This is a genomic window from Shewanella sp. LZH-2 (assembly GCF_016859145.1).
In the GTDB taxonomy this organism is placed as follows: domain Bacteria; phylum Pseudomonadota; class Gammaproteobacteria; order Enterobacterales; family Shewanellaceae; genus Shewanella; species Shewanella xiamenensis.
In genome coordinates this window covers 2,722,880-2,736,570 of sequence record NZ_CP069350.1, presented here as the reverse complement: position 1 = coordinate 2,736,570, position 13,691 = coordinate 2,722,880, and the positions used below count along the sequence as shown (strand labels likewise).

Annotated in this window: 10 protein-coding genes; 8 read left to right on the top strand and 2 right to left on the bottom strand. The window is 46.5% G+C overall.

From position 1 onward, the window contains the following. The first annotated feature begins 84 nt into the window (after positions 1-84). The gene (locus tag JM642_RS12110; RefSeq protein WP_203431870.1) at positions 85-561 is read left to right on the top strand and encodes a DoxX family protein; all 477 of its coding nucleotides are present in this window, start codon (positions 85-87) and stop codon (positions 559-561) included. A 70-nt stretch (positions 562-631) separates the two neighbouring features. Beyond that, complete coding sequence (locus JM642_RS12105; protein ID WP_037417503.1) at positions 632-1,441, top strand: class III extradiol ring-cleavage dioxygenase; 810 nt, start codon at positions 632-634, stop codon at positions 1,439-1,441. 149 nt (positions 1,442-1,590) lie between these two features. Here JM642_RS12105 and JM642_RS12100 read toward each other — a convergent pair whose 3' ends face one another. Next, positions 1,591-2,466 carry a 1,4-dihydroxy-2-naphthoate polyprenyltransferase gene (locus tag JM642_RS12100; protein ID WP_037425645.1) on the bottom strand — a complete coding sequence of 292 codons (876 nt, stop codon included), beginning with the start codon at positions 2,464-2,466 and terminating at the stop codon, positions 1,591-1,593. 330 nt (positions 2,467-2,796) lie between these two features. Here JM642_RS12100 and JM642_RS12095 point away from each other — a divergent pair, with 330 nt between their 5' ends. From JM642_RS12095 to JM642_RS12080, 4 genes are all read left to right on the top strand, one after another. Beyond that, positions 2,797-3,729: an SDR family NAD(P)-dependent oxidoreductase gene (locus tag JM642_RS12095; RefSeq protein WP_037425642.1), complete on the top strand. Its 933-nt coding sequence runs from the start codon at positions 2,797-2,799 to the stop codon at positions 3,727-3,729. Positions 3,730-3,847: 118 nt separating this feature from the next. Then, positions 3,848-4,714: an acyl-CoA thioesterase II gene (gene tesB, locus JM642_RS12090; RefSeq protein ID WP_037417495.1), complete on the top strand. Its 867-nt coding sequence runs from the start codon at positions 3,848-3,850 to the stop codon at positions 4,712-4,714. Position 4,715: 1 nt separating this feature from the next. Further along, positions 4,716-5,120, top strand: coding sequence for a YbaY family lipoprotein (locus JM642_RS12085; protein ID WP_037425639.1), 405 nt, complete (start codon positions 4,716-4,718; stop codon positions 5,118-5,120). A gap of 570 nt (positions 5,121-5,690) precedes the next feature. Beyond that, positions 5,691-9,605, top strand: coding sequence for a S8 family serine peptidase (locus tag JM642_RS12080; protein ID WP_203431869.1), 3,915 nt, complete (start codon positions 5,691-5,693; stop codon positions 9,603-9,605). Positions 9,606-9,697: 92 nt separating this feature from the next. Here JM642_RS12080 and JM642_RS12075 read toward each other — a convergent pair whose 3' ends face one another. Continuing rightward, positions 9,698-10,579 (bottom strand): LysR family transcriptional regulator, encoded by an 882-nt coding sequence (locus JM642_RS12075; RefSeq protein WP_047537243.1) that lies wholly within the window; start codon positions 10,577-10,579, stop codon positions 9,698-9,700. A 181-nt stretch (positions 10,580-10,760) separates the two neighbouring features. Here JM642_RS12075 and JM642_RS12070 point away from each other — a divergent pair, with 181 nt between their 5' ends. Further along, the gene (locus JM642_RS12070; protein WP_047537240.1) at positions 10,761-12,011 is read left to right on the top strand and encodes an MFS transporter; all 1,251 of its coding nucleotides are present in this window, start codon (positions 10,761-10,763) and stop codon (positions 12,009-12,011) included. A gap of 105 nt (positions 12,012-12,116) precedes the next feature. Next, positions 12,117-13,631, top strand: coding sequence for an MATE family efflux transporter (locus JM642_RS12065; protein ID WP_069454763.1), 1,515 nt, complete (start codon positions 12,117-12,119; stop codon positions 13,629-13,631). Positions 13,632-13,691 lie beyond the last annotated feature (60 nt).

Genomic DNA, 13,691 nt, shown 5'->3' with positions numbered 1-13,691 from the left:
GAGCCCACTACTTTGCGTTTAGGATACTGTTTAGTAAGAGTTTATACGGAATTAGGTCTAAAAGTGATGAGTAATGAGGTCGTTATGTCAATCAATCAATTATGTTTTGCCAAAGGTGAAAATAAAACCGCGGCTGAGGCTGACCCTCAAAAACTCTTTGTCTGTGCCAATACCTTAAATCGTGCGGCGGCTTTGGTAACGCTCGCCATGAGCATAGTGTTTTTATTCTCGGGCATGGGTAAGTTACTCAGCGTGCCGTTTTTCCATGCGCCCTTTAGCGTGATGAATTTACCAACGGGTTTTGGCTACTTTATCGGTGTGATTGAAGTGCTGGGTGCCATTGGCATTGGCTGGCGTGAATCTCGAGTCCTGTCGGCAACAGCATTACTGTCGGTGATGATGGGGGCCATTTACTACCACTTTAATTACGAAACCACCCTGAGCGCGTTACCCGCACTGTCTTTATCTGCGCTGTTGTTTTTAATCATCAAGCTCGATGAAACCGTTGATAGATTAGTGCGTTTCCAACGTCAGCTGGTGGACATAAAAGCGGTTTTCTGATTTTGGCCACCGCGCAGACAAGTTTTAATTTACAAGTGACAACTCACGGTTTAATCAAGAGACATTTACTATGACGTACGCGAACTCGGCTCAAATGCCAGTGCTGTTTGTTCCCCATGGTGGCGGGCCTTTACCATTACTCAATGATGCAAATCATCGGGAATTACGGTCATATTTATCCAAAGTGGCAGAGACTATTCCCACGCCCAAGGCGATTGTATTAGTTACTGCCCACTGGGAAGAGGCGCAGGTGACACTGTCGAGCCATTCTCATCCTGGTATGTTGTTCGATTACTATGGTTTTCCCCCTGAGGCTTATACGCTTTCTTATCCTGCACCCGGTGAGCCGCAGCTCGCCGAAACCATTGCCAGTTTACTTAAGGCAAGCGGCATTGAGGTACGGTTGGATAATCAACGCGCCTTCGATCACGGCACCTTTGTGCCACTTAAGTTGATGTATCCTGAGGCCAACATTCCTGTGGTGCAAATGTCTTTAGTGCAGCATTTGGACCCGAGTGCCCATATTGCTATCGGTGAAGCATTGGCATCATTACGTACCCAAGGGGTGCTGATTGTGGGGTCTGGTATGTCGTTTCACAATATGCGCGCGTTTTTCTCTGGCGATCCTAAGGTGTTGCCTCGCAGCCAAGCGTTTGATACTTGGTTAACCGATGTAGTGACATCAGGCGATAACCACGCCAAGGCACAATTAATCGATTGGCAATCGGCGCCTGAGGCGCGTTTTAGCCACCCAAGGGAAGAGCATTTAATTCCTTTACATGTGTGTTTTGGAGCGGCGCATTTACAGACGCCAAAAGCCACGCATCAATTTAGTGGCGTGTTATTTAACACGGCAATCTCGGCTTATCTCTGGTCTTAATTTGTCCCTAAAAGCAAAAGGTTCATCATGTTGTGCGTTTGGCGCATCATGACGAACCTTTTTGTATTTTTAGCCTTGTCTATTTTAGCCAATTGGTGGCTGGCTCTTACTCAGTAATGGGGACAACTCTGAGATGTTGGTATTCCAGCTTAAGCGGTAAACACCAGTCCCACACTGAATAGGGTACTGAAAATCATAGTAAGTTTTGCTGTGCGTCCCAATAGTGGATTAAGCGCCTCACCCGATACAGCATAGAAATCGCTACTGAGTTTACGGGCGATAAGCAGAGATAAACCCGCCAACAATACCGGTAATCCAGGCAGAATGCCCAGTAAGAATCCCGCGATCACTAAACCAAAGGGTAAGTAAATTAAGGCTTGATACAAGACTTTGGCCTGTGCCTCGCCAATCCTCACGGCTAGGGTATGTTTGCCCGCTTGGGTGTCGGTGCGAATATCGCGGGTGTTGTTAACTAACATAATGGCGGCGTTAAATAAGCCAATCGCACAGCCAAGTAGCCACGCATTCAAATTAGTATCACCTGCCTGCAAATAATAACTGCCGACCACAGCCACTAAGCCAAAAAACACAAAGGCGGCAACTTCGCCTAGCCCGTGTGAGGCTAAAGGATAAGGACCGCCGCTGTAGCCGAGGGCGCCTAAAATCGCCGCCGCCGCTAAAATCGCTATTGGCCAACCACCGTGCCAAATCAAATAGGAACCTACTGTTAATGCGAGTAATAAGCAGAAGATCATCGCATTACGTACTTTATAGGCTGGGATCATCCCGCTTTGCGTCACGCGAACTGGGCCAATACGTTCGGCAGTATCGATACCATTTTTAAAATCAAAATAGTCATTGGCGAGGTTGACAGCGATCTGCAATAAAATCGCGCACAACATCGATGTCACGGCAATTAACCAACTGAAACGCTCAAGGTGCAGCGCCAGAATATTACCAATTAACAGGGGACCGATTGCCGCGGGTAAGGTGCGAGGTCTGATGGCTAAAATCCAAGGATTCATGATGTCTAGTCGTTATCTAAAAAGGAATGAGTAGTGAACAGCGCCATAGCATAACAAGAAATTACCCTAAAGTGAGTACTATCTAATACACGCATGTAATAGAGTTTGAATTGGCGCACAGATGTTTCGCGGTTAGGGAAAAGATTTGCCGCCAATGTCAAAGAAAATCCACATTGTCTGTGCTTTTATAGTTTATGCCGTTTACCCGTATGTCATTGGTAAAGCCAGTAACTTAACGCTGATTGAGCCTTGAGTGTAAGGCAAGTCATCGGGCTTAGCTGCTGGAGAATGAGCACGTCACCTTTATGTCAATGATAAGGATTCGATAGGATGCGTTTCGATAACCAAGTGGCGTTGATCACCGGAGCTGGCGCTGGGCTAGGGAGAGCCTATGCCATTATGTTGGCAGAGCGGGGCGCCAAAGTGGTGCTTGTCGACCAACCTAAGGTGTCCTCTAAACGCCCAAAACACCCAGATGCTGACTATAGCAATGATGAATTGCGCCAAACCCATGAGACGATTTTAAAACTCGGGGCCGAGTGCCTTTGCTTTGAGGTGGATGTCAGTCAACAGATGGATGTTAAGACTATGGTGAATAGCTTGCTTCAATGTTGGCAGGGCGTGGATATATTAATCAATAATGCCGGTGTTTATGGTGCTCGTCCTTTTGAGCATATTCAACAAGCTGAGTGGCAGCGGCAGTTTGATGTTGATGTTAATGGCAGTTTTTATCTGACTCAAGCAATATGGCCAGCGATGAAAGCACAGGGCTATGGTCGGATTTTGATGACAACGGGGGTTTCGGCACTCTTTGGTGATTTACACCAAGTTGCATTCAGTGCCGCCAAGATGGCTTTAGTGGGAATGGTAAACAGCCTATCGATAGAGGGCGAGCAATATAACATTTATATCAATAGCTTATGCCCTCAGGCATTAACGGCTATGACTCGAAAGCATTTAGCTCCTGCGATTCAACCGCTATTTTGCTTTGATACGCTGACTGCGACCGTGGCGTTTTTAGTGAGTCCAAAGGCCCCTAATGGTCAGCATTTATTGGCGGGCGCTGGCAGTGTCAGCCACGGCAGATTCGCTGAGTTTCAGTCTATCTACTTTAGTGAGGGACAATGTACGCCCGATAAACTCGTGAAATATTGGTCAGAACTTCACAATGCCTTTCCGGTTAATTTACATTCCTGTGGTGAGGATAAAGTGTTGGCTTGGTCAAAGCAGAGCGCTCTTGAGCATCATATAAAAATTGAGTAGTTCGGCGTGCGTTTTGTTAAATCGTTAACAAACACCATGCCAAGTGACTCCCTACTGGTCAGCCCTAGTCGAACTGGGTTACCCTTGGGTATTCATTGCTAATTTTCCGTAGGATCCCATGAGTCAGGTATTAGACGATCTCTTATCATTATTATCCCTTGAGCAAATCGAAATCGGGCTGTTTCGCGGTCAAAGTCAAGACCTAGGATTTGGGCATGTGTTTGGTGGGCAAGTCATGGGACAGGCCTTGAGCGCGGCTAAGCAAACCGTACCAGCAGAGCGGCAAGTGCATTCGCTTCACTCTTATTTTTTACGCGCAGGAGATGAGAAGTTACCCATAGTGTATGAAGTTGAAAATATGCGCGATGGAGGCAGCTTTAGTGCTAGGCGGGTGAGTGCAATACAAAAGGGACGGCCGATTTTTCATATGACCTGTTCCTTCCAAGAACCCGAGGTGGGTTTTGAACATCAAGCACAGATGCCGCAGGTGCCTGGCCCTGAAGGTTTATTAAATCAAAATGAGTTGGCTATGACCTTAAGGGATAAAGTCCCAGCAAGGATCCTTGAAAAGTTTATGGAAGACGCGCCAATTGAGATGCGCTTAGTCAACCCTCTGCATCCCTTCGCACCTAAAGAAACCGAGCCATATCGCTATGTGTGGCTAAGGGCGAATGGTGCAATGCCAACAGATAGTCATATCCATGAATATTTACTAGCCTATGCCTCTGACTTTAATTTTTTAGTCACGGCGGCTCAGCCCCATGGCGTGTCGTTTTTAACCCCGGGCATCCGCATGGCAACCATAGATCATGCGATGTGGTTCCACCGACCCATTAATATGGGAGAATGGTTGCTCTATAGTATCGATAGCCCAAATGCCAGTGGTGGGCGTGGGTATGTCCGAGGACAATTTTTTAATCAGCAGGGCGAGCTTGTCGCATCGACGACCCAAGAGGGGCTGATCCGTATGGTAAAAGGAAGCTAATATGTTACTGAAATTAAAAATATTTATTCTATTCTGTTTAAGCTCATTGACGATGGCTGGTTGCGTAACGGTACAACCTGAACCACCCATTATCATCAATGGTGCGGCGGGTTATTTAGAGAAAATTATCTTGCCACAAGGCAGTGAAATTACTATTGCCATTATCGATTTGAATACTCCGGGGGCCATTATTGCTCAAAAAAGCTTTAATATCGCCCGAGCGCCTGTGCCATTTAAGTTCTTATTACCCGCGCAATCAATCGATAAACGTATTAATTATGGCGTAGTGGCTATGATCAAGTACCAGGACAAGGTGATTTTCCAGACCTATGATCGTTTCCCCGTGATTAATAATGGTAAATACACCACTGAAGTATTGATGAAGGCGGTGATGATTAATCAGTAAAGCATGTGTTATTTTAAAAGCCCTTTTCGTAAGGGCTTTTTTTTTGTAAATCGCGATTATTTTTTATTTCCTATCTCGAGCTTAATATCATTCATCTTGTTTGGTGTAGGGGTATTCGGTAACGTTGATGGCATAATGCGATTATTTATTGCGTTTATCATATGTGATTTTTAGCTATTTGAAATTATTTCATCTATAAATTTAAGTTGTTTTCTTATCTTTTAATCAGAATGCATAACTGTTAATTCTCTCTTGATTCTCTATGCTACTTAATGGCGATAGATAACTTGTCTTTTATTTTTAAGTAGTTGCTAAAATTCCTTTTGTTTAAGTAAACAGTTTGCCATTCGATTATGTTTTAAAAATCGATTTTTTATTGAGTATGTCATGCTTATTAACTGTTTTTATGGGTAATTGTTCCGTTAATAAGGTGTTTCAATATGTATCACTCCGTGTTAAAACGCTGAGCTGAAGTTCTATTGGTAACAGAAATTTAATCGATTCCTGTACTGAATAAATATTAAAAATTGAACTTTATAGAAATAAATCGATATAGCGAAGGAAGCGACAATGAAAACAAAAATTGCATTAGCAGTGTCTATGGCTCTGCTGTCATCTGCAGCAAATGCACAGACAGTATTATCTCCAACGGGTGAAACAATACAGTTAGATATTCCAGCCGAATTATCAAATGACTCAACTCGAGGCAGATTAACTGCAGTTAATAACCAAGATGTAAAATTTATTCCTGAACCAGAATTTGCCGAAGGTGAGCATACTTATATTGTTCGCTTACGTGACAGTGCTGTCGCGAATTATCAAGGGGAGATTCCTGGCTTCAAAGCAACTAGCCCACAACATATACAGTCGACCTCACAGGCAAAAGGCACAGGAAAGACTGGCAATGTTAAACTTAACGCCGCGGCTCCTGAGGTGAAAAACTACGTTAGTTTCCTTAAGGTTAAGCAAGAGCGCTTTTTGACGAGTGCCAGCGCAGCGATTGGTACACCGCTAGAGCCATTAACCACCTACCAATATGCACTCAATGGTATCGCTGTGCGTATGACGCAGGCGCAAGCGATAAAAATGGCTGAACTACCAGAGGTGATTTATATCGAACGTGAGCGTATTGAGCAGCTTGAGACCGATGTGAGTCAGGCACTGATCGGCTCCCCAAAGGTGTGGGACGGTAGTGCTACTGGTACCAAGGCAATGGGTGAGGGCGTGGTTGTGGCGATCATCGACTCAGGGATTAACTCTGATCATGCCTCGTTTGCCGATATTGGCGGGGATGGTTATGACCATACAAACCCCTTAGGCCAAGGGATTTATATTGGTGATTGTAAAACCGATTTTGCCAGCATGTGTAACGATAAGCTGATTGGTGTGCGTAGTTACCCCGAAATCACCGATATCTATGACGACGAAAAGATTTTTGGTGCGACGCCTCCCGCTAAAAATGGTGAAGACTACGGTGGTCATGGCTCGCATGTGGCCAGCACCGCGGCAGGGAATATCTTGCTTGATGTGCCTTATGTTGATGGAGAGGTTGGTAAGCTAGAAGGTGATGGTATCGCAACTGGCTTAAAGTTTGCGCAAATCTCTGGTGTGGCTCCCCATGCAAACATTATTGCATATCAAATCTGTAGACCTGGGGATGCGGGTGACAAGTATTCTGGTTGCCCGACAGTACCGATTCTGAAAGCCATAGATGATGCGATTAAAGATGGCGTGGATGTGATTAACTTCTCCATCAGTGGTGGCGGTAATCCATGGAATAGTGCAACTGAACAGGGTTTTTTAGCGGCGCGTAATGCGGGTATTTTTGCTGCCGTTGCAGCAGGGAATACGCGCCCAGCAACCGCAACCAGTGCTGCAATCACCCAGTCACCTTATTCGACTCCCAAAAATGCCCCATGGTATACCTCGGTGGCTAACTCGACTCACAATCGTGAAGTGGTACGTGAGCTGGAATTTAATGGTAAGACATTTGAATTCACCCCTGGCTCTGGCCCTGTGCAAACCGAAGTGATTAAAGGACTTCCTGTGTTTGCTGGCTCTGTCGATGCGACCAATGTGGAAGGTTGTAAAGTCTTCCCCGCCGATGCCTTTAAAGACAAAATAGCGGTCATTAAACGGGGAACATGCGATTTTACAACTAAAGTATCGGGTGCATTAGCTGCGGGTGCTAAAGCGGTGATCGTCTATAACCGAGATGGCGAAGGCAATGATCGTTTAAAAATGGCTTCCCTCGAGACATTAAATATACCAGCGGTATTTATTGGTAATACCGATGGCGTTGCCTTAATCGAGGCCATGGCCGCCAATCCTGCTGTAGAGTTAACTTTAACCCCGACACCGCAAGCGATTAGCCGTGAGGCCGATGTGTTATCGGCTGGCTCACTGATTGGCCCAAATGCGACCAATGATGTGATTGTGCCTTCGGTGGCCGCGCCTGGTTCGGATATTTACGCCGCTTATTCTGACCAACAATTTGGTCATGATAAAACGGGTACAAATCCTGCCGACTTTACCCTCATGTCGGGCACTTCAATGGCAAGTCCCCATGTTGCGGGTGCTGGCACGCTGTTAAAGTCGCTGCATAAAGATTGGACGCCGGACAATATCCGCTCCGCATTAATGCTGACTGCAACGACCGCTCAGGCGATGAAAAAAGCCGATGCTAAAACCGTTGCTGATCCGTTTGACGTGGGTGCTGGCCGTATTCGTGTGGATTTAGCCGCTAAAGCGGGTTTAGTGATGGATGAAAGCGCACTGAACTATGAAATTGCAAATCCCTTATTGAACGGCGATCCTCGTAAGCTCAACGTGCCTAGTATGGCTGATTCTCGTTGTGTCAATACCTGTACTTGGACCCGTACCGTAACCGCAACCCAAGATGGTAGCTGGACGGCGAAGGGCCAAGCGGTGACCGATAAGCTGGCACTAACGGTATCGCCTGAAAGCTTTACCCTGAAAAAAGGTGCGAGCCAAATCATTACTGTCACCGCCGATGTAACGCAAGTGGGTGCAGATTGGGGCTTTGGCAACTTAGTGCTAGAGTCGGCAAGCTTCCCTACGGCGACTATGCCTATTGCGGCTAAGATTGGTAAGCGTAACCTGCCAAACTTGGTAAGCATTCAAGCGACTCGTAATGCGGATGAGATCACTCTTGAAGGCTTGAAGGCGGTGGATTTTGCTAGCGTTGGCGCCGAAGTGACGGGCCTCAAGCTGAGCCAAACCATTGAGTCAAGCGTGAAGCAAGACTCGAATAATGCTTCATATACAGATGATCTTGATGATGGCGTCAAAGTGTTTAAGTTTGACGTTAATGAAAATGCTCTGTATTTCCGTACCTCAATTAGTTACACCACATCGCCCGATCTTGATATGTATGTGCTACTCGATAAAAACGATGGCAGCAAACTTGCGCGAGCGGGCTCATCAGCCAGAGATGGTTCAGAGGAAAGTGTCTTACTCAATAATCCTGTTAAAGGCACTTACTATGTGATTGTGCAAAACTACAGCGCTTCATCAGCGACGGCCGATGACGTGTTTGGTTTAAAACAATTGACCCTCTATGACACGGCTGAGGATAACCTCACGGCGACGCTTTCTGGCGATACCAATGACTTTGACGTTAAGCTGACGTGGAAGGACGCGCTCAAAGTCGGTGATGAAGGTTTAGCTATGCTGACCCTCACCACTGGCGATGACAAAGTAGCACCAGTGAAGCTCCCCGTTGTCTTTGAACGTGTAGGTGATGATGTGCTGTCGCCTCTGGGCAATACGCTGAGCGGTCAGTTAACACCGGGCGTGGCTAAGGTGATGAAAACCCGTATCGAAGCCAATAAAACCCAAGTAACACGCGTGTATAACTTAGAAGCTATGCTGCCTGAAGGCCATGAAGTGGCTAACATCAGCCATGACGGCAAGCAAGATGGCAATAAGATCACTTGGACGATCGAGATGCCATCGGGCGCTGAAGCAAAAGACATCAGCTTTGAGCTGGTTCCACGTAAGGCAGGTGTTGATAATGAGTTAAGCCTGTCGAACAAGGTCAACAATGCGTCGTCAGAAACCTTGACTCAGCGCTATCAGTTTGATGTTGCTGAAGTGGCGCCTGTGGCCAAGGTTGAAGCCCCAAAGTCAGTACAAGAAGGTAAGCCGTTGTTTATCGATGCCAGTAAATCATCGGATGCGAATAATGATCCGCTGACCTACAAGTGGACGCAGTTAGGTGGCGCAAGCTTTAATTTTGACCCCGCAGCGGCCAAATTAAACTTAGTGGCGCCAAGTGTGAGTGGCGCGGCACAAACCGTGTCATTCCAACTGACGGTATCCGATAACCACGGCAACAGCGATTCGAGCTTAGTATCTGTCTCTATTACCGATACTCCGCCGAAGAAGGATGACGGTGGTGCTTTAGGCTGGTTAAGTTTATTACTGCTGCCATTTGCTTTTGGTCGCCGTAAACTGCGTTAAGTGGTTCGAGCTGAAACCAGTTAACCTTAGCATGTTTAAGGGTTAACCCTGATGAGGGCCGAGATTATCGGCCCTTTTTTATTGCCTGTTTATTATCGATTTTTCATTAAAAATTCCACAAAGGCGCGGTCGGCTTGGCTGACGGGGCGCTGTTTTTTCCAGGCGATATGCAGGTTTAAAAACACTGGCGGATCAAAGGGTTTGGCGAGAATATCGTCTTTTGGACTGATGGCCATTTCGAGCACGCTGGTGATACCAAATCCCTGCGACACAATCTGTTTGATCAAGTTAATCAGATTGGTCTCAAAGGCAATATTGGGCTTTTTACCCAAGTCTTTTGCCTGAGAGAGGATCCACTCGCGGTGAAAATAGCCGGTTTTGAACATTACCAGTTCATGGTCAAAGAAGTCGTTTAAGCTCACGGCAGAATGCTCGGCAAGTGGATGCTCGGCGCCCATGGCGATCACCATCTGCTCACGGATCAGTAATTGGCTATCAAAATCACTCTGCAGATCTTGGGCAGTAATGATAGCAATATCCACTTCTTCCTGTTGTAACATCCGCAGTGCGTCACGGGTACCGCCTTCGAATAGTGACAGCTTTAACTCGGGATATTGATGGCGAAACGCCATAAGGCGTGAGGGCAGATAGAAGGAGCCCAACATACCCGGCACCGCAATCCGCACTTCCCCTGAGGTCAAATTCGCCATGGCGCGGATTTGCGCTTCGGCCTGCTTGATTTGTTTTAGGATTAACGTGGCATGTTGATGCAGCACTAAGCCTTCGGCGGTGAGCGCGAGGTGCTTGTCATTTTTATTGCTGGTGCGGTTGATCAGGGTGACGCCAAGAGATAGTTCGAGCCGTTTAATGCTTTGGCTTAGGGCAGGCTGCGCCATATTGAGCTTCTTGGCCGCGGCGGTAAAACTGCCAGTATTTGCAAGTGCATCTAAGTGTTTAAGTTGGCGTATATCCATAGTGTGAGCCTTTTGCTTGTGATGCACGCTTACGCGCGACAATTTGCGATAACCATGTCAGTTATCAAAGATTTGCCATAACAAAAATCAATAATGTCGATATAAATTATCTATTATTGTTATGTTATGCCCAGTGCTAACCTTTGTCTATTCTTAGAGTGAGGCGTTATCGAGGCTAAAAGTGCAAGCCGTGTTAGACACTATTATCGACAATAAACAACGTGATACCCGACTGATGTGGGCACTGTGTGTGGCTTCCGTGGTGGTATATATCAATCTGTATTTGATGCAGGGCATGTTACCGCTGATCGCTGAGCATTTTGCCGTATCGGGATCGCAGGCTACGCTCATTCTCTCTGTGACCAGTTTTTCATTGGCATTTTCCCTATTAATTTATGCGGTTGTGTCCGACAGAATTGGCCGGCATACGCCGATTGTGGTGAGTCTTTGGTTATTGGCATTGTCGAACCTGCTGCTGATTTGGGCTGGAGACTTTAATGCGCTTGTGTATGTGCGTTTTTTACAAGGCGTATTGCTCGCTGCGGTGCCTGCCATTGCCATGGCTTATTTTAAGGAACAACTCTCGCCAAGCACTATGCTCAAAGCAGCGGGCATTTACATTATGGCCAATAGTATCGGCGGGATTGTTGGGCGTCTGCTGGGCGGGTTGATGTCGCAGTTTTTATCTTGGCAGGAGTCCATGTGGCTACTGTTTTTAGTGACCCTCGCAGGTGTTGCCTTGACGAGCTTTTTATTACCTTCTGGCGCAGATGCTAAGGCGATATCTGGCGGGCAAACCTCGGCGCCTTCAGTCTCAAAACGGGCTCGGTTACTTCAGGATTTTTACGGCTTTAGTCACCATCTAACCGATCCACAAATGCGGTTAGCCTATGCCATCGGTGGGATCACTTTTATGATGATGGTGAATCAATTTAGCTTTATTCAACTGCATTTGATGGCGGCGCCCTACGAGTGGAGCCGCTTTCAAGCGACCTTGATTTTTTTGTGTTACTCCAGTGGTACTGTGGCCTCCTATTTTACTGCTAAGTGGCTGGCAAAATTTGGTCAGCACAAGTTATATCAATGGTCTTGGTGTTTGATGCTGTTGGGCAGTTTATTGACCCTGTTTGATACCACAGCCACCATTTGCATGGGCTTTTTGATGACGGCATGTGGATTCTTCTTAACCCACAGTTGTTGCAACTCTTTTGTGGCGATGCGCGCAAGCCGCGATCGCGCCAAGGCCACCTCGCTGTATCTGTGTTGCTATTACTTAGGCGCCGCTTTGGGTGGACCTTACTTGATGCTATTTTGGCATAAAGCCGAATGGCAAGGGGTGGTGATGGGGTCGTTAACGCTGCTTGCGTTAATTGCATTGTCTATCAGTCGTCTGCGTTACCACCAAACGAAGATGAGCCCAATTGCGGCATAAGCTGCTTTAGTGCTTGACCTAAATACCCATAGATGACTATAAAAGCAAAGGCCAACAATTCAGTGTTGGCCTTTGCTTTTGCAATTAATAAGGTAAAACAACCCCATGACCCAAGCTAAGTTTGTTGAAGGTTCAATTCTTCGCCATATTCTCGTGATGAGTTCAACCGCTGCGGTGGGGATTTCTGCGTTATTTGTAGTCGATTTACTGGATATATTTTTCTTAAGCTTATTGGGCGAACATGAATTAGCCGCGGCTGTAGGTTATGCGGGCAGTATTTCATTTTTTACCACATCAATTGGCATAGGTCTCTCCATTGCGCTCGGGGCCTTGGTGTCTCGCTCTATCGGCGCTAAGGATATCGAATTAGCGAAACGCCTATTACTTAACAGTGCGGTGGTGACCACGATCATTAGTGTGTTGGTCAGCATTGTGGTCACGACTTTTATTCCTGAGTTAGTCACGCTTGTGGGGGCCAGCGGTCATACTGCCGAGCTTGCAGAGAGTTATCTGTATATTTTGGTACCTTCACTGCCTTTTATTTGCCTTGCGATGGCCCTTGGCGGTGCGCTGCGTGCCGTGGGAGATGCAAAACTTTCGATGATGTCGACCTTAGCGGGCGGTGGTGTGAATGCCGTGCTTGATCCGATTTTTATTTTCCTGTTTGCGATGGGGATTGAAGGGGCTGCACTGGCATCAGTATTGGCTCGTATTGCGGTATTTATCATCGCGGGTCGGGGTGTTGTGGTCAAACATCAACTCCTTGGCAGGTTTAATCTTCACTATTTTAAAGCCGATCTTAAACCGATTTTCGCGATTGCAGGACCAGCCATTCTCACGAACATTGCCACGCCAATTGGCAATGCGTTTGTTACTCGGGCAATTGCGGATTTTGGTGATGCTTATGTTGCGGGTTGGGCGGTACTCGGCAGGTTAGTGCCTGTCACTTTTGGGATGATTTTTGCCTTATCCGGCGCTATTGGGCCTATTGTTGGGCAAAACTTTGGAGCAGGACGATTCGATCGGGTGCGCGAAAGTTTAACGAAGGCGATTCAATTTTGTACCTTGTATGTGGTGGTGATGTCGTTACTTTTGTTTTTACTTAAAGCGCAGATCGTCAGTTTGTTTGATATGAAGGGCGATAGTGCGGCACTTATTGAATTTTTCTGCAGCTATATTGCGGTGTTTTTTATCTTCTCTGGGATTTTATTTGTCGCAAACGCCTCCTTTAATAATTTGGGTAAGGCCAAATATTCCACCTTATTTAATGTGGGCAAGGCGACTTTAGGTACCGTTCCCTTTGTGTATATGGGCGCGCAGTGGGGCGGGGTTTATGGGGTACTTATCGGCCAAGTGATAGGCTCAATTCTTTTTGGTGTTTTAGGGGTTTGGGTTGCCTATCGTTTAGTTGATAAGGTCGCGTTGACATCGACCGGACATGGTGTTGCTGGCTTAGCAGCCGATGTGGACGAATTGATGACGAATGAGGTGGCACAGAATCTACCGAGTGCAACTAGCCCACTTTCATCCTCCTGCGCGCAGATGGCACAATTGACGGAAGAGCAAGAAATGGAGCCTGTTATACCCTTTATAGAGCAACAGGATAATGCTAAGCGTTAATGTATGTAGTGACTAACAACTGACTATTTAAAATAAAAATGCCACAGTCTGGCTGTGGCA